General features: G+C 70.5%; 14 protein-coding genes. 6 read left to right on the top strand and 8 right to left on the bottom strand.

The annotated features are described in order from the left end of the window. Positions 1-90 precede the first annotated feature (90 nt). Both dop and AB0B68_RS06635 read right to left on the bottom strand, forming a co-directional pair. Positions 91-1608 carry a depupylase/deamidase Dop gene (gene dop / locus AB0B68_RS06640; RefSeq protein ID WP_357207672.1) on the bottom strand — a complete coding sequence of 506 codons (1518 nt, stop codon included), beginning with the start codon at positions 1606-1608 and terminating at the stop codon, positions 91-93. Positions 1609-1645: 37 nt separating this feature from the next. Next, the gene (locus AB0B68_RS06635; protein ID WP_357258189.1) at positions 1646-3253 is read right to left on the bottom strand and encodes a DUF2142 domain-containing protein; all 1608 of its coding nucleotides are present in this window, start codon (positions 3251-3253) and stop codon (positions 1646-1648) included. A gap of 120 nt (positions 3254-3373) precedes the next feature. On the opposite strand from AB0B68_RS06635, the gene AB0B68_RS06630 reads away from it, so the two are divergent. Continuing rightward, positions 3374-3778, top strand: a complete 405-nt coding sequence (locus tag AB0B68_RS06630) for a GtrA family protein (protein ID WP_355007942.1) — start codon at positions 3374-3376, stop codon at positions 3776-3778. A 67-nt stretch (positions 3779-3845) separates the two neighbouring features. Here AB0B68_RS06630 and arc read toward each other — a convergent pair whose 3' ends face one another. Beyond that, the gene (arc, locus tag AB0B68_RS06625) at positions 3846-5630 is read right to left on the bottom strand and encodes a proteasome ATPase (RefSeq protein WP_030332887.1); all 1785 of its coding nucleotides are present in this window, start codon (positions 5628-5630) and stop codon (positions 3846-3848) included. 178 nt (positions 5631-5808) lie between these two features. On the opposite strand from arc, the gene AB0B68_RS06620 reads away from it, so the two are divergent. Next, a complete protein-coding gene (locus AB0B68_RS06620; RefSeq protein ID WP_266242041.1) occupies positions 5809-6102 on the top strand; it encodes a ferredoxin in 294 nt (97 codons plus the stop codon). A 49-nt stretch (positions 6103-6151) separates the two neighbouring features. Here AB0B68_RS06620 and AB0B68_RS06615 read toward each other — a convergent pair whose 3' ends face one another. Genes AB0B68_RS06615 through AB0B68_RS06605 form a run of 3 tightly spaced genes read right to left on the bottom strand, consistent with a single transcriptional unit; the run spans position 6152 to position 8923 of the window. Further along, positions 6152-6724 (bottom strand): hypothetical protein, encoded by a 573-nt coding sequence (locus AB0B68_RS06615; protein ID WP_355007941.1) that lies wholly within the window; start codon positions 6722-6724, stop codon positions 6152-6154. A gap of 46 nt (positions 6725-6770) precedes the next feature. Further along, a complete protein-coding gene (locus tag AB0B68_RS06610; RefSeq protein WP_274524482.1) occupies positions 6771-7724 on the bottom strand; it encodes a tRNA (adenine-N1)-methyltransferase in 954 nt (317 codons plus the stop codon). A gap of 44 nt (positions 7725-7768) precedes the next feature. After that, entirely contained in the window at positions 7769-8923 is a 1155-nt protein-coding gene (locus AB0B68_RS06605) for a site-2 protease family protein (protein ID WP_357258188.1), read from the bottom strand. 77 nt (positions 8924-9000) lie between these two features. On the opposite strand from AB0B68_RS06605, the gene AB0B68_RS06600 reads away from it, so the two are divergent. From AB0B68_RS06600 to AB0B68_RS06585, 4 genes are all read left to right on the top strand, one after another. Beyond that, positions 9001-9918 (top strand): PD-(D/E)XK nuclease family protein, encoded by a 918-nt coding sequence (locus tag AB0B68_RS06600; protein ID WP_357208014.1) that lies wholly within the window; start codon positions 9001-9003, stop codon positions 9916-9918. A gap of 203 nt (positions 9919-10121) precedes the next feature. Next, the gene (locus AB0B68_RS06595; protein ID WP_357208011.1) at positions 10122-10808 is read left to right on the top strand and encodes a response regulator transcription factor; all 687 of its coding nucleotides are present in this window, start codon (positions 10122-10124) and stop codon (positions 10806-10808) included. A 351-nt stretch (positions 10809-11159) separates the two neighbouring features. Further along, a complete protein-coding gene (locus AB0B68_RS06590) occupies positions 11160-11927 on the top strand; it encodes an ABC transporter ATP-binding protein (protein WP_030332873.1) in 768 nt (255 codons plus the stop codon). After that, entirely contained in the window at positions 11927-14482 is a 2556-nt protein-coding gene (locus tag AB0B68_RS06585) for an FtsX-like permease family protein (protein ID WP_357208388.1), read from the top strand. Before AB0B68_RS06590 ends, AB0B68_RS06585 begins: the two co-directional genes overlap by 1 nt. 60 nt (positions 14483-14542) lie before the next feature. Here the strand turns inward: AB0B68_RS06585 and AB0B68_RS06580 are convergent, their stop codons facing one another. Then, positions 14543-15193, bottom strand: a complete 651-nt coding sequence (locus AB0B68_RS06580) for an HAD family phosphatase (RefSeq protein WP_357208202.1) — start codon at positions 15191-15193, stop codon at positions 14543-14545. A 121-nt stretch (positions 15194-15314) separates the two neighbouring features. Continuing rightward, complete coding sequence (locus AB0B68_RS06575) at positions 15315-16058, bottom strand: neutral zinc metallopeptidase (protein WP_355007936.1); 744 nt, start codon at positions 16056-16058, stop codon at positions 15315-15317. Between the last annotated feature and the right edge of the window lie 172 nt (positions 16059-16230).

Genomic DNA, 16230 nt, shown 5'->3' with positions numbered 1-16230 from the left:
CTGAGGGGAGCATCGCATCACCGTGTGGGTCGACGGATCGGGGGACGGCCTAGCATGCCACAGAGCGATTCCCGGCGGAGGCACCGGATCTCAGCCCCCGGTCAACGTCTCCAACAGGTCCTTGGCGCTGGCGCAGCGATCGAACAACGCCCCGACGTGGGCGCGGGTGCCCCGCTCGGGTTCCATCATCGGCACCCGGACCAACGACTCCCGGCCCACGTCGAAAATCACCGAGTCCCAGCTCGCGGCGACCACCTCGGAGGCGTACTGGGCGAGGCAGCGACCGCGGAAGTAGGCCCTGGTGTCCTCCGGTGGCTCGGTCATCGCGCTGCGCGTCTCGTCGTCGGTGAGCAGCGTCTTCATCGCCCCCCGGCTGACCAGGCGGTGGTAGAGGCCCTTCTCCGGCCGGACGTCGGAATATTGGAGGTCGACGAGCTGGAGCTTGTGCGAGCCCCAACCGAGCTTCTCCCGCTCCCGGTAGCCCTCCAGCAGTCGCAGCTTCGCCACCCAGTCCAACTCGTCGGCGCAGAGCATCGGGTCCCGGCCGAGCCGGTCCAGGACGCTCTCCCAGCGGTCGAGCACGTCGACGGTCTGCTCGTCGGCGTCGGTGCCGTACCGGTCGTCGACAAAGGACCGGACCCGCTCCAGGTACGCCCATTGCAGGTCGAGGGCGGTGAGCCGGCGGCCGTCGCGCAGTCGCATGCGGTGCGTCAGGGTGGGGTCGTGGCTGACGGCGCGCAGTTCGCTGACCGGGTCGGCGATGCCGAGGTCGGCGCCGAGGGCCTTCTCCTCGATCATGGTGAGGATCAGCGCGGTGGTGCCGACCTTGAGGTAGGTGGAGATCTCGGAGAGGTTGGCGTCGCCGATGATGACGTGCAGCCGGCGGTACTTGTCGGCGTCGGCGTGCGGCTCGTCCCGGGTGTTGATGATCGGCCGCTTGAGGGTGGTCTCCAGGCCGACCTCGACCTCGAAGAAGTCGGCACGCTGGGAGATCTGGAAACCGCTCTGGCCGCCGTCCTGGCCGATGCCGACCCGGCCGGCGCCGCAGACGATCTGCCGGGTGACGAAGAACGGCGTCAGGTACGCCACGATGTCGGCGAACGGCGTCTGCCGGCGCATCAGGTAGTTCTCGTGGGCACCGTAGCTGGCGCCCTTGTTGTCGGTGTTGTTCTTGTAGAGGTGGATCGGCTGGGTGCCCGGGATGGTGGCGGCCCGGCGGGACGCCTCGGCCATCACCCGCTCGCCGGCCTTGTCCCAGCGCACGATGTCCCTGGGGGTGGTGACCTCGGGAGTGGAGTATTCGGGGTGCGCGTGGTCCACGTAGAGCCGTGCGCCGTTGGTGAGTATCACGTTGGCCAGGCCCAGGTCTTCGTCCGCGAGGGCCTCGGCGGGGTCGTACGCGGCACCGGAGTAGGTGAAGCCGCGGGCGTCGCGCAGCGGCGACTCTTCCTCGTAGTCCCACCGGGCCCGGCCGCCCCGGTTGAGTTCCGGACGTGCCCCGTAGGCGTTGACCACCTGCGATGAGGTGACCATCGGGTTGGCTCCGGCCTGCCCGGGCACTGAGATGCCGTACTCGACCTCGGTGCCCATGATCCGTCTTACGCTCATCGACCTACCCGCTTCGCTCGCCCGACCCGGTCCCCCGTCAGGTCGAGCGTAGTCCGCCCTGAGCACCTGCACTCTGTAGGTGAGTGCCGGCGGGCCGCGACACTTCGCTGGATTCGGTGTCGGAATGCTCAGCGGGCGGCGTCAGGTCGTCGGTCTCGGCGGAGCCGGTGGTCCAGACGAGCCACCCGAACAGCACCAGGCCGACGCTTGCGCTCAGCAGCGGGACCACCGAGCCGACCACCGGGTGCCAGTCGCCGGCGAGGGGGTTGAGGCTGCTCAGCCCGATGTTGGCGGGCAGGCCGTTCTGCCAGCGGACCATCGTGTACGCCAGGCAGAACAGCTGGATCGGCAGGAGGAGCAGGACGGCGAGTCGGGTGAACGAGCGGGCCCGGGCGACCTCGAAGCCGCGTTGTTCGGCGATCCACGCGGCGTAGAGCAGAACGCCGACCAGCATGGGCAGCATGTAGCGGCCCTGGGTGACGAAGCCGCTCTCGTTGACCAGGGCGATCTGCATGAGGGAGGGGACGGCCACGCCGCCGCCGAGCAGCACGAGCAGGCGCCACCGGTCGAGCGTGCTGCCCCAGACGACCCCGATGAGCAGCAGCGCTCCGGCGACGAGCTGCCAGATCAGGTAGGGCGGGGCGGGCATCCGGGTGTCCAGCCAGGAGGTGACCCCGACGATCTGGTCGAGGTATCCCCGCCACCGGTCGGCCTCACGCAGGGCCGCCTGCCCGTAGGTGAGCCGGTCGGCGGAGTAGTTGCCGAGGTCGGAGGTCTGCTGGCGGACGGACCAGGCGAGCACGGCGAGAGTGGACAGGACGATGCCACCTGCCCAGAGCTGCGCGGCCCGGTCCCGCAGTAGGCCGACGAGGTTGCCGCGGCGCAGCGGGAAGGCGAACGCGACGAACGCGGTCGCCAGCCACAGCGGGCCGGTCTGGCGCAGCACCGCGAGGAGCAGCGCGCTGATCCCGACGAGGACGATGAGGCCACGCCGTGGGCCGGGTGGACCGAGGAGCAGGGGGATGACCGCGCTGAAGAAGGCGATGCCGGCGGCGATCTCCAGGCCGTTCGGGTTGACCGCGCTGGCCATGTGCACGGCCATCGGGGTGGTGACGACGAGCAGGGCGCCCATCATGAGGCCGCGGCGGGACCGGTTGCGGATCACGACGTACGCGCAGGCGAGCAGCGCGGCGGAGCACAGGGCGCTGATCATGCGGGCGAGCAGGACGCCGGACCAGCCGGGCCAGAGCACAGTGGGTGCGCCGACGAGGGCGTAGTAGGCGGGGAAGTAACGACCGGCCCCGGTGCCGGCGCGGGTCGGTGTGTCGTCGCTGCCGGGGGGCTGGGCGCAGGCTGCCGAGACTTCCTTCTTGAACTGCCAGCACTGCTCACGGACGAGACCACCGGGAACGGTCTGGAAGGCGCCGGTGCCCTTCTTCGCGTCGGCGGGCGGTGGCGCGATCTGCCCGGCGGCGACGCCGGCCGCTCGGACGATGTGCTCCCGCTCGTCCGGGGTGCCGTCGTACGGGGCGGCCATCGACCAGGCGAAGATGATCAGGAAGAATGCGGCGAAGGCGAGGGCCCAGTGTCGTCGGCCTGTGCTGATGGTGGCCGCCGGGCTTCCGCTGGTGGCCGGCAACGTCACTCTTCCGGGATCAGGCACGTCAACCTCGCGGCTCGCGCGGGCAGGCCCCGCTGGGTAGATGGACAGACGATAGACTCCCTCGTCGTCCTCACCGCTCCGGGTCCCCCCTTGGAGAACTCTTTGCTGTCACCTGTTGCCGAGTCCGTCCGCCACCTGTCCCGACACAGCGCTGTGCGGTTTCTGGTCGTCGGGGGTCTGAGCGTCGCCGTGGACACGGGATCACTCTTCGTGTACCACGGAGTTCTCCGGATCGTCCTGCCGGTTGCGGCCGGGATGTCGTTCCTGACCTCGTTCTGGGTCAACTTCGGGCTGAACCGGGCGTGGTCGTTCGGCTCGTCCGCCCAGATGGTGCCGCAGGTGGGGCGCTACTTCGCGCTGGTCCTCGCGAACCTGACCGCCAACGTGGTGCTGGTGTCCGCGTTGACCTGGGCGGGCACGCCGTACCTGCTGGCGAAGCTGTTGGTGACGGCGTCGCTGTCGGCGGCGAACTACGTGGTGTCGAAGCGGTGGATCTTCGCTGCCTGACCGACGCCCTGGAATACCCGCAGCGAGGGTGCCCACCACCGAATGGTGGGCACCCTCGCTGCTGGGGTCAGAGGTACTGGCCGGTGTTGCTGGCGGTCTCGATGGACCGGCCGGCCTCGGCGCCCTTGCCGCCGGAGACGAGCGTGCGGATGTAGACGATCCGCTCGCCCTTCTTGCCGGAGATGCGCGCCCAGTCGTCGGGGTTGGTGGTGTTGGGGAGGTCTTCGTTCTCGCGGAACTCGTCGACGCAGGCGTCGAGCAGGTGCTGAAGGCGCAGCCCCTTGCGACCCGAGGTGAGGAACTCCTTGATGGCCATCTTCTTGCTCCGGTCGACGATGTTCTGGATCATCGCGCCGGAGTTGAAGTCCTTGAAGTAGAGGACTTCCTTGTCACCGTTGGCGTAGGTGACCTCGAGGAATCGGTTCTCCTCGGTTTCTGAGTACATCCGCAGCACCACGGCGTCGATCATCGCCGCGACGGTGGCCTGGGGGTCGGTGCCGTGTTCGGCCAGGTCGTCCGGGTGCAGGGGCAGCCCGGAGAGGATGTACTTGGAGAAGATGTCCTTGGCCGCCTCGGCGTCCGGTCGCTCGATCTTGATCTTCACGTCGAGGCGACCGGGGCGCAGGATCGCCGGGTCGATCATGTCTTCCCGGTTGGAGGCGCCGATGACGATGACGTTCTCCAGCCCCTCCACGCCGTCGATCTCGCTGAGCAGCTGCGGAACGATGGTGTTCTCCACGTCCGAGGAGACACCGGAGCCACGGGTTCGGAAGATCGAGTCCATCTCGTCGAAGAACACGATCACCGGCGTGCCCTCGCCGGCCTTCTCCCGGGCGCGCTGGAAGATCAGCCGGATGTGCCGCTCGGTCTCACCGACGTACTTGTTGAGCAGCTCCGGGCCCTTGATGTTGAGGAAGAAGCTGGTGTGCTTCTCCTTGCCCTGCCGCTCGGCGATCTTCTTGGCCAGCGAGTTGGCCACCGCCTTGGCGATGAGCGTCTTGCCACAGCCCGGTGGGCCGTAGAGCAGGATGCCCTTCGGTGGGCGGAGCTGGTGCTCACGGAACAGGTCCGCGTGCAGGAACGGCAACTCCACCGCGTCGCGGATCTGCTCGATCTGCGACTGGAGGCCACCGATGTCGCCGTAGTCGACGTCGGGCACCTCCTCCAGGACCAGCTCCTCGACCTCGCTCTTCGGGATCCGCTCGTACGCGTACGCCGAACGGGGCTCGATCATGAGCGAGTCGCCGGCCCGGATCGCCGAGCCGATGAGCGTCTCGGCGAGGTGCACGATGCGCTCCTCGTCGGAGTGGGAGACCACCAGCGCCCGGTCGCCCGGCCCGCCGTTCGGTCCCTCCAGGATCTCCTTGAGCATCACCACTTCGCCAACCCGCTCGTAACCGAACGCGTCGACGATGTTGAGCGCGTCGTTGAGCAGGACCTCCTGGCCGCGCCGCAGGTCACCCACATCGAGCGAGGGCGAGACCGCGACCCGTAGTTTGCGGCCACCGGTGAAGACGTCCACCGTGCCGTCCTCGTGCTTGGCCAGGAAGACTCCGTAACCGCTCGGCGGTTGCGCGAGCCGGTCGATCTCCTCCTTGAGCGTCACGATCTGCGTGCGAGCTTCCTTGAGGGTGCTCACCAGCCGGTCGTTGTTCTCGGTCAGCCGCGCCAACTGTGCCTGGGTGGCCGCCAGCCGCTCTTCGAGCTGCCGGACGTGTCGGGGGCTTTCGGTCAACTTCCGCCGCACCAGGGCGAGTTCCTCTTGCAGGAACGCGACCTGCGTGGAGAGATCGTGGGCTTCCTTCTCCCACCGTGCGGCGCGCGAGTCCGCGTCGTCGCTACGTGCTGCCACGTCCCACCTCCCCGGGGGGCTTGAACGTTCTGCCCTAACACTAGCCGCTATGAGGCCGATTCGGTCCCACGCAACACCCTCGTCACCGAACCTTGATCGCCAAGGGTGGCCTGACGGGCCGTTACCGGCGTTCGGGTACCGTCGGAGCGTGGGACGGGAGAACATGGGGGGTGCACAGGTGGCCGAGGTCGCGACCGACGAATTGCAGGTCTGGGTCGACCAGGACCTCTGCACGGGCGACGGGCTCTGCGTGCAGTACGCGCCGGAGGTGTTCGAGTTCGACATCGACGGCCTGGCCTACGTCAAGGGCGTCGACGGTGAGCTGCGGATGGCACCGGGGAGCCGGGTCGACGTCCCCGCGCACCTGCGACTCGAGGTGATCGACTCCGCGAAGGAGTGCCCGGGCGACTGCATCCACGTGGTGCGTGGCGACGGCGTCGAGGTCGCCGGCCCGGACGCCGAGGACGACTGACCCACCGGCCGGGCCGCGCGGCCCGGCCGGTTAACAACTGGGGTACGCCTCAGAGCATCGGACGGCCGACCACCGAGGCGACCAACCGCGCGAACTCCTCCAACCGGGCGATCTGCCCGGCGCCGCCGTCGTCGAGGGTCTTGCCGAAGCGCAACGCGTCGTGCCGGGGCGTGCCGGGCATCTCCTCACTCGGCGGCGCCTCGTCCAACGAGGTGAGCAGCAGGTAGACGTCGATGCTGTCGACCCGGATCTCGCCGCTCTCGGCACGGTTGAGTCGCCGCCGGCAGCCCACCTCGGTGACGGTGGAGACCGGCACCACCCGCAGCGACGAGGTCATCGAGCCCGGAGGGCCCTCCTCCGGCGGTACGTCCTCGCCGTGCCAGAGGATGAGCCGGCTGCCGTCGCAGACCACGACCTCCTGCCACACCCCGTTGACCTCGTTGACGAAGCGTTCCAGGGTGAAGCCGAGCACCGACGCGCCGCGCAGCACGCCGCCGAGCGCCTCCAGGGCGACGTCCGGGTCGCGCAGGTAGGCCCGCGCCGCCGACTCCAGGTCCTGGTAGGGCGACCAGTCGGGAAAGACCGCGGGGAGGTCTCCACCGCCGTAGCCCGGTCGGCTCATGCCAGCGTCTCCCCCTGCTCGGCGCTGCCGACACCCAGCTCGATGGTCACGGCCTGTCCATCTCCCCCGCACCGTTGGGTTGCGCGCCCGCCGCCTGCGCGGCGGCGGCCTGTCGGGCCGCCTCCGCCTCACGCAGGTCCTGACGGCGCTGCGCGTACGCCTCGGTGCCCTTGCTGGGCTTGCGGCGGCGCGGCGGCGCGGTGACCCCCGGGGCCAGCTTGCGGGCGGACACCAGGAAGGCGGTGTGCGCGATCATCCGGTGGTCCGGACGGACGGCGAGGCCCTCCGCGTGCCAGTCTCGCACCAGGGACTCCCAGGCCCGGGGCTCGGTCCAGCCGCCGCGCTCGCGCAGCGCCTCCACCAGCTCGGACAGCTGCGGTGTGGTGGCGACGTAGCCGATGAACACCCCACCGGGCACCAGCGCCCGCTCGACCATGTCGAGGGTCTCCCAGGGGGTCAACATGTCCAGGATGATCCGGTCGAAGCCGGTCTCCTGGCACTGCGCGACGTCGCCGACGTGCAGGTTCCACGAGGGGTGCGGCCCGTTGAAGAACGCCTCGACGTTGCGCTTGGCGATCTGGGCGAAGTCGTCGCGCAGCTCGAACGAGTGCAGCTCGCCCTCCGTGCCGACGGCTCGCAGCAGGGAGCAGCTCAGCGCGCCGGAGCCGGCGCCGGCCTCGAGGACCTTCGCGCCGGGGAAGATGTCGCCCATCGCCACGATCTGCGCCGAGTCCTTCGGGTAGATCACCTGGGCGCCGCGCGGCATGGACAGCACGTAGTCCGACAGCAGCGGCCGCAGGGCCAGGAAGGCGGTGCCCCCACCGGAGGTGGTCACCACGCTGCCGTCGGGGAGCCCGATCAGCGCGTCGTGGGCCAGGATGCCGCGGTGGGTGTGGAACTCCTTGCCGGGCTCCAGCGTCACGGTGTGCATCCGCCCCTTGGGGTCGGTCAGCTGGACCCGGTCGCCGGGCCGGAACGGCCCACGGTGCACGGGTGTCAGCGCCGGGCTGGCGGGGTCGGCGGCGACGGTGGAGGGAGTTGCGGTCACGGTGTCATCTTCCGGTTGGGTTCAAGGAGCTGTGCCAGGTCCGCGATGTGCAGAATGCCGACGACATCTTCGCCTGACGTCACCACGTACTGTGCGCCCGGGTAGGTCTGTACGGCCTCCATCACCCGCTCGCCGTCCCACCCGAGCGACAACGTGGGAAGAGTGCCCAGCGACCGGGCGACGGCGTCGACCGCCAACCACGGTCGGCGCTCGACCGGCACCGCGTCGGCGGCGGCCGGGTCGACCAGCGCCACCGGTCGACCGGTGGAGTCGGTGACCACCAGCGCGGCGTCGGGCTGCCCGCTCTCGGCGCGGCGGCGCTGGGCCTCGGCCAGTGGCGTACCGGTGGGCACCGGCCAGACCGGACGGGCCAGCCGGGCGAGGTCGATCAGCGGGAACCGGCGGCTGACCCGGGCGGCCCGGATCGACTGCCCGGCGCCACGCCAGAGGGTGACGGCGACCAGGAGCATCAGCGGCAGCGCCAGCGGCGCCAGCCGCCGCTCGACGGTGAGCAGCACCACCAGGGCCGCGGTGCCGACGGCGACGATCCGGCCGGCCCACCCGGCGACCTCGGTGCCGAGGTGCCGGTCGCGGGTCAGCCCCCACACCGCGGCGCGCAGCGCCCGGCCGCCGTCGAGCGGAAGCCCGGGCAGGCTGTTGAACAGGGCCACGATGACGTTGCTGACCGCGAGCTGGAAGGCGAGCTGGTGCGCCACGGTCCCCTCGGGCAGGGCGAGCGTGGCGGCGACCGCCAGGACGCCGAGCACAGCGGAGACCGCCGGGCCGGCCAACGAGACCAGCAGGTCGACGCGGGGCGACGGGGCGTCGCGGTCCATCTCGGTGTAACCGCCGAGCAGCTCCAGGGTGATCCCGCGCACACCGATGCCGTACCGCCGGGCGGTGAGGGCGTGGCCCAGCTCGTGCAGGAGCACCGAGCCGAGCAGCGACACGACGAACCCGAAGCCGATCAGGTAGCCGCTGAGCTGCGACAGGTCCAGTTGTCGGCGGGCGAACTCGCCGTACAGCACAGCGATGAGCACCGCGAGCAGGACCATGGAGCCGTTGAGGTACAGCGGCACCCCGAACACCTTGCCGACGTTCAGGCCGAGTCGTCGGTCCGGTCGGCGCGGCGGCCTGGTTGTCTGCTCCATCGCCACGATGCTACGGACCGTCGCTGGGCGGGGCGGGCGGCGGGCGGTGTCACACCGGTGCCCTAACCTTTGCCGACATGACGGCGGAATCGGTCACCACCCCCCAGCCCTCCCCCGCGGCGCAGGCGCCGCCGACGGTGCGGGCCTCGCTGTCCCCGTCGCGGGCGGCGGATTTCAAGACCTGCCCGCTGCTCTACCGGTTCCGCAGCATCGACCGGCTGCCCGAGCGCACCACCATCGAGCAGGCCCGGGGCACGTTGGTGCACGCGGTGCTGGAGCGCCTGTTCGACCTGCCGGCCACCGGTCGCACACCGGAGGCAGCCGGCGACCTGGTGGCCCCCCAGTGGGACCGGCTGGTCACCGAGCAGCCCGAGCTGGCCGGGATCTTCGACGGCGCGGAGCCGGCCGGCCCGGTGGAGTTCCTCCGCTCCGCCGCCGGGCTGTTGCAGGGTTACTTCGCGGTGGAGGACCCGACCCGACTGGAGCCGGCCGAACGCGAGGCCCTGATCTCCGCGGTCGTCGACGAGGAGCTGCTGATCCGGGGTTACCTCGACCGGCTCGACGTCGCTCCGGACGGCGCGCTGCGGGTGGTCGACTACAAGACCGGGGGTGCTCCGCGGGAGGCGTTCGAGGCGCGGGCGCTGTTCCAGCTGAAGTTCTACGCCCTGGTGCTGTGGCGCACCCGGGGGGTGGTGCCCCGGGTGCTGCGCCTGCTCTACCTGCGCGACGCCGAGGTGTTGGATTACACCCCGGACGCCGACGAGCTGGTCCGCTTCGAACGCACCGTGGTGGCGCTGTGGCGGGCGATCGAGCAGGCCACCGCCCGGCAGGATTTCCGGCCCCGGCCGAGCCGGCTCTGCGACTGGTGCAGCCACCAGGCGCTCTGTCCCAGCTTCGGCGGCACCCCGCCGCCGTTCCCGGTCGCGGCGGCGGGCGCCGACCCGCTGCGCGACTCCCGGGCGGCCACTCCGGTCGCGCCGGGTGCCGACGAGTGACGGCCTCCTGAGCGACGCGTACGCCCGGTGCGGCGATTCCGGCCGCCGGGATCGCCTGCCGCACGCCGAAGACCCGACAGCAGCGGTGCCGCTGCGGTCGGGACAGGACGACCGGCTGGCCTCTACGGTGATCCGCGACGCACCGGCTCCGGTGCGCGAGGATGACCGGTGCGCGCCACGACGTCGGCGGGACGGGAGACCAGATGAGCGATCAGGCGCCCTCGGCGCGGCCGGTGCGGATCCTGCTCGCCGACGACCAGCCGCTGCTGCGGACCGGGTTCCGGATGGTGCTGGGCGCCGAGAGCGACCTGGACGTGGTGGCGGAGGCCGGTGACGGCGTGGAGGCGGTGGAGTTGTCCCGCCGGCTGCTGCCCGACGTCGTACTGATGGACATCCGGATGCCCCGGATGGACGGGGTGGCGGCGACCCGGGCCATCGTCGACGCCCGGCTGCCGGTACGGGTGCTGGTCCTCACCACCTTCGACCTGGACGAGTACGTGGTGGGCGCGTTGCGGGCCGGCGCCAGCGGGTTCCTGGCCAAGGACGTGCCCGCCGAGGATCTGATCGCGGCGATCCGCACTGTCGCCGGCGGGGACGCGGTGGTGTCACCTCGGATCCTGCGGCGACTGCTGGACCGCTTCGCCGACCTGCTGCCCGACCCGGCGGCGACCCCGGCGGCGGCGCTCAACGCGCTCACCGACCGGGAGCGCGAGGTGCTCGTGCAGGTCGCCCGAGGGTTGTCCAACGCCGAGATCGCGACGGTCCTGTCGGTGAGCGAGACCACCATCAAGACGCACGTCGGGCATGTACTGACCAAGCTGCGGTTGCGCGACCGGGTGCAGGCGGTGGTGCTGGCGTACGAGTCGGGGCTGGTCCGCCCCCGGGCGTAGTTGCGCCGGCTGAAGTACCTCACCCGGCGTACTCGAAGATCCCTCCGTGGGGGGACGGCCGGCGTTGCGGTCGTCACCTACCGTGACCGGAGACGGCCCGGTTCGGTTGACCCTCCTGTGGCGTCAGGTGCAAGTGTCGGTGCTGCCGCCGCTGTGTGGAAAAACGGTCGACCGGCCGTCGACTCAGGGGCAACCCTGATGCGATATGGGGGTGCACCCGCAGCGGGAAATCCGCTCCGGGTCCCCCCAGGGTCGGACGGGGCGGGCGTATTCGGCACCGATGATTGAACAGTCGCGCCGGACCATCGGGGGGCGGCGTGCATTTTCGGACAGACGGAAGAGGTAGATGACGTGACCGCGACGGTAGGCCAGCAGGCGCAGGCCGCGGCCCGGGCGAACGACGTGTGGAAGGTGTACGGCAGCGGCGAGGCTCAGGTCATCGCGCTGCGGGGGGTCAGCGCGGAGTTCGAACGTGGTCGCTTCACCGCGATCATGGGCCCGTCGGGTTCCGGTAAGTCGACGCTGATGCACTGCCTGGCCGGTCTGGACTCGGTGACCCGGGGGACGGTGTCGATCGGTGAGACGACCGTCACCGGGCTGGGCGACGCGGGGCTGACGAAGCTGCGGCGCGACAAGGTGGGCTTCATCTTCCAGCAGTTCAACCTGCTGCCGACGCTGACCGCCAAGGAGAACATCCTGCTGCCGCTGTCGATCGCCGGACGCAAGCCGGACCCGGCCTGGTACGACACGGTGATTGAGACGGTGGGGCTGAAGGACCGGCTGGACCACCGGCCGGCGCAGCTCTCCGGTGGGCAGCAGCAGCGGGTGGCGTGCGCGCGGGCGCTGGTCTCCCGCCCCGAGGTGATCTTCGCGGACGAGCCGACCGGCAACCTGGACTCGCGCTCCGGCGCGGAGGTGCTCAACTTCCTGCGGAACTCGGTCCGGGAGCACGGCCAGACCATCGTGATGGTCACCCACGACCCGACGGCCGCCGCGTACGCCGACCGGGTGGTCTTCCTCGCCGACGGTGAGATCGTCTCGGAGCTGATCGAGCCGACCGCCGAGACGGTGCTGGACACCATGAAGAAGCTGGACACTCCGGCCGAGGTGGGCAACTGATGTTCCGCGCGACGCTGAAGAGTCTGCTGGCCCGTAAGGTCCGGCTGATCCTGTCCGGCCTGGCGGTGGTGCTCGGGGTGATGTTCGTCTCCGGCGCGTTCGTGCTCACCGACACGCTGGGTCGCTCCTTCGACTCGGTCTTCGCCGACGGCTTCTCCGAGATCGACGTGAACGTCGCGGCGAAGCCGAAGGTGCAGGTCAATGAGCTGGAGGGCGAGCAGACCGCCGCCCCGCTGCCGGCCGCCCTGGTGGACCGGGTGAAGCAGGTGCCGGGGGCGGCCTCGGCGACCGGTGTGGTCAACGCCGACGGCGCCAGGGTGATCGGCAGCAACGGCAAGGTCGTCACCTCGTTCGGCCCGCCGCAGTTGGGCGAGAACTGGACCGGCGAGAGCGATCTGCTGAAGCTGCGTGAGGGGCGCGCGCCGCAGGCCGAGGACGAGATCGTCATCAACAAGGCGTTGGCCACGGCAGCGAAGGTGCAGGTCGGCCAGAAGGTCGGTGTGCTGACCGCGTTCGAGTCGAAGAAGCGGGAATTCACCCTGGTCGGCGTCTTCGGTTACAGCGGTGACCGGGACTCGATCGGCGGGGTCAACGAGGTCTTCTTCACCACGCCGGTGGCGCAGCGGCTGATGCTGGGCGAGCCGGACGTGTTCAGCAGCATCACCGTGCAGGCCGCCGCTGGAGTCTCGGACGAGAAGCTTCGCGACGACGTTGCCCGCACCCTGGGCGCGGACTTCGAGGTGAAGACCGGCGAGCAGGTGGCAGCGGACGCCTCGGCCAGTCTGAAGGAGGGGCTGTCCTTCTTCAACAAGATCCTGCTCGGCTTCGCCGCGGTGGCGCTGCTGGTGGGCACCTTCCTGATCCTCAACACCTTCTCGATCATCGTGGCGCAGCGGACCCGGGAGTTGGCGCTCATGCGCGCCATCGGGGCCAGCGGCCGGCAGATCATCGGTTCGGTGGTGCTGGAGGCCATCGCGGTGGGGTTGATCGCGTCGGTGCTCGGCCTCGCCGCCGGCATCGGGGTGGGCGCGCTGCTGGCGTTCCTGTTCGGCAAGCTCGCCGGTGGGCTCACCCTGGCCGGAATCGGCGTGCCGGCGGCCGCGGTGATCGGTTCGTTCGCCGTCGGTCTGGTGATCACCGTGGTGGCGGCGTTGCTGCCGGCGCTGCGGGCGTCCCGGATCCCGCCGATCGCGGCCATGCAGGACGTGGCCACCCCGGACCGGCCGTTGACCAAGGTCACGGTGGCCGGGTCGCTGGTCACCGGCATCGGCGCGGTGCTGCTGTTCCTCGGGCTCAGCGGCAACGCCGGCGGTCAGACGCTGTCGACCATCCTCGGTGGCGTGCTGTTCGCCTTCATCGGGGTGGCGCTGCTGACCCCGTTGATCAGCCGGCCGGTGGTGAGCCTGCTGGGCGTGATCTTCTCCTGGTCGGTGCCGGGCAAGCTGGGCCGGCTCAACTCTGGGCGCAACCCACGTCGTACGGCGATCACCGCCGCCGCGCTGATGGTCGGCATCGCGTTGGTCACCGGCGTCACGGTGATCCTCGACTCGGCCAAGGGCAGCATCAGCGCGCTCGCCCAGGACACCATCAAGGCCGAGCTGGTGATCGCCGGTCAGCAGGGCGGCCCGCGTCCGCCGACCTTCGACCCGGGTGTGCTGGACCAGGCCAAGGCCCTGCCCGGTGTGCGGTTGGTCGACGGCGAGTACGGCGACATGGGGCGGATCGACGGCGAGAGCACCTGGGTCGCGGCGAGCAGCGACATCGCGTCGCTGCGGCAGATCTTCGGCGCGAAGCCGACCGCCGGTGACATCGACCGGCTCGGGCCGACCCAGATGCTCGCCAGCTCGGACACGGCCACGTCCCGTGGCTGGTCGGTGGGCTCGACGGTCAACGTGCAACTGACCCGGGGCGAGGCACGCACCTACACGATCAGCGGCATCTACGAGTCGTCGCAGCTGACCAACCCGGTGACGCTGCCGGCGACCGCGGCGAAGGACTTCGCCATCCCGCAGCCCATCCAGGGCTTCATTCAACTGGACCCGGGCACCCGGGTGTCCGACGTCCAGCCGCAGGTGGAGGCGTTGCTCGCGGACAGCCCCGAGGTGTCGGTGGCCGACCGGGACGCGTTCATCAAGCAGCAGACCAGCTCGCTCGACGGGCTGCTCACGATGATCCAGATCCTCCTCGCGCTGGCCATCGTGATCGCCGTGCTGGGCATCATCAACACCCTGGCCCTGTCGGTGCTGGAGCGGACCCGCGAGCTGGGTCTGCTGCGGGCGATCGGCCTCCGCCGGTCCCAGACCATGGGCATGATCACCGTGGAGGCGGTGGTGATCTCGGTGTTCGGCGCGCTGCTCGGCGTGGTGGTGGGCACCGGCCTCGGCGCCGCTGTGGTCGAGGCCCTCAAGGACGAGGGCATCACCGACCTGATCCTGCCCTGGGGGCAGATGGGTGTCTTCCTCGGCCTGGCCGCCATCATCGGCGTGGTGGCCGCGGTGCTCCCGGCCGTCCGGGCGGCCCGGATCAACGTCCTGGGCGCCATCGCCCACGACTGATCGGACAAAAAAGGGAGGCCCTGCTGACGCGAGCGCGTCAGCAGGGCCTCACTTTTGTGTTCAGGCAGCGGCCCGATCGGTCAACAGCGCCGCGAGCAGCGCCAGGTCCACGCCGGTCAGGTTCTCCACCTGGTGTACGCCGACAGTGCTCGGCAACGCCACCTCCGCCGGTACGGCCAGGACCGCCGCGCCCGAGGCGAGCGCGCTGGCCACCCCCGTCGGTGAGTCCTCGATCGCCACGCACCGCTCGATCGGCACACCCAACAGCCGGGCGGCGGTCAGGTACGGCTCGGGGTGCGGCTTGGCCGCCACCACCTCGTCGCCGGCGACCACCGTGTCGAAGTTGTCCCGACCGAGGGTGTCCAGGGCGATCTCGACGAGCGCCCGGGGACTGGAGGTGACCAGCGCGGTGGGGATTCCCGCCGCGCGGACCGCTCCCAACAGGTCGAACGCGCCCGGCTGCCAGCGCAGACCGGTGCGGAACAGCTCCAGGATCCGGGCGTTGATCCACGCCGCGCTGATCTCCGGATCCCGTTCGGGCTGCCCCAGGTCGTCGTGCAGGATGCGCATCGACTCGGCCATGGCGGTGCCGATGATCGACTGGCGGGCGTCGACGGAGAGTTCCCCGCCGTACTCCTTCGCGAGTTCCTGCAACGCGACGTCCCACAGCTTCTCGCTGTCGACCAACGTGCCGTCCATGTCGAAGAGCACAGCGGCGGGGTGATGGCTGCTCAGCGGAACCTCCAGGGTCGTGACCGACACCGGCGATCCTGCCAGCAGCCGCAGGGGCCGGTGGCGGCAACGGGCGTCAGGGTGATCCGGGCAACCCCGTTCAGCCCAGGTCGCACTCCTTCAGGGAGCCCTCGTAACCCCGGAAGAACCTGTCGGTGCGCTGCTCGGCGGTGCCGTGCGCCCCTTCGGCGAACCACGGCTGGTCCGGGTCGTCGCCGACCGCCGCCACCCCCTCCCGGAACTCGTCCAGGTCGCCCTCGGCGAGGGTCAGGGTCCCCGAGCGCACCGAGTCGCCGAGGTACGCCCCGGCCATGCAGTCGGCCTGCAACTCCTGCTGGATGGTGAAGCTGTAGTTGATGCCCAGCCGCACCTGGATGGCGTGCGCGTACTCGTGCCCGAGCAGGTAGAACACGAACGCGTCACCGACCTCGCGGAACGCCGCCACCGACCAGGCGACGTCGTACGCGATGAAGTCGCCCTGCGAGCAGTAGACGGCGTTGTTGCGGGGCAACGCCTGTCCGCCGCAGGACACCTCGCCGTCACGCTGGTACGGGATGATCCGCCGGATGGGTCGGAACCGCTGCCCGGATTCCTTGAACTGGGCCGCCCAGTACCGCTCGGCGATCGCCTGCGCGTCGGCGACGTCCTGCTCGAACTCGGCGACGCTGGTGGTGCTGTCGGCCCGGGTGGTGCCCGGTCCCGGTGACGCTGCCGGCGGGTTCGCCCCGGGGCGCTCGGCCTCCGGCTCGGCCAGCCCACCGCCCGCGCAGGCGAGGGAGACGAGGGCGGCGATCAGCAGACCCGCCACCGGGCCCCGCGCGTCGCGTCCGAACCGTGCCCCCACTGTGCCTCCCCAGACATCGGTGCTCGCGCTGCGATGTACCCCGACGATACGACCGCCACGCCCATCACCGGTTCTACGCAGGGTGGGGACGGACGGTTCACGCCGATCAGCTCGGTGCTGTTCTGGCGGCGCCGGGGGCGGCGGGTATGCGCGGGCAGGGGCATCGGGTTTA

This window comes from Micromonospora sp. NPDC049049 (assembly GCF_040649115.1).
Classification (GTDB): domain Bacteria; phylum Actinomycetota; class Actinomycetes; order Mycobacteriales; family Micromonosporaceae; genus Micromonospora.
Note: the sequence above shows the minus strand (reverse complement) of the source record. Positions and strands in the feature narration are given on the sequence as shown.

Coding starts and splice junctions, on each gene's coding strand:
- dop (WP_357207672.1), bottom strand. CDS start 1,608: ATGAGCGTAAGACGGATCATGGGCACCGAGGTCGAGTACGGCATCTCA.
- AB0B68_RS06615 (WP_355007941.1), bottom strand. CDS start 6,724: ATGAGCCGACCGGGCTACGGCGGTGGAGACCTCCCCGCGGTCTTTCCC.
- AB0B68_RS06605 (WP_357258188.1), bottom strand. CDS start 8,923: ATGGAGCAGACAACCAGGCCGCCGCGCCGACCGGACCGACGACTCGGC.
- AB0B68_RS06600 (WP_357208014.1), top strand. CDS start 9,001: ATGACGGCGGAATCGGTCACCACCCCCCAGCCCTCCCCCGCGGCGCAG.
- AB0B68_RS06595 (WP_357208011.1), top strand. CDS start 10,122: ATGAGCGATCAGGCGCCCTCGGCGCGGCCGGTGCGGATCCTGCTCGCC.
- AB0B68_RS06585 (WP_357208388.1), top strand. CDS start 11,927: ATGTTCCGCGCGACGCTGAAGAGTCTGCTGGCCCGTAAGGTCCGGCTG.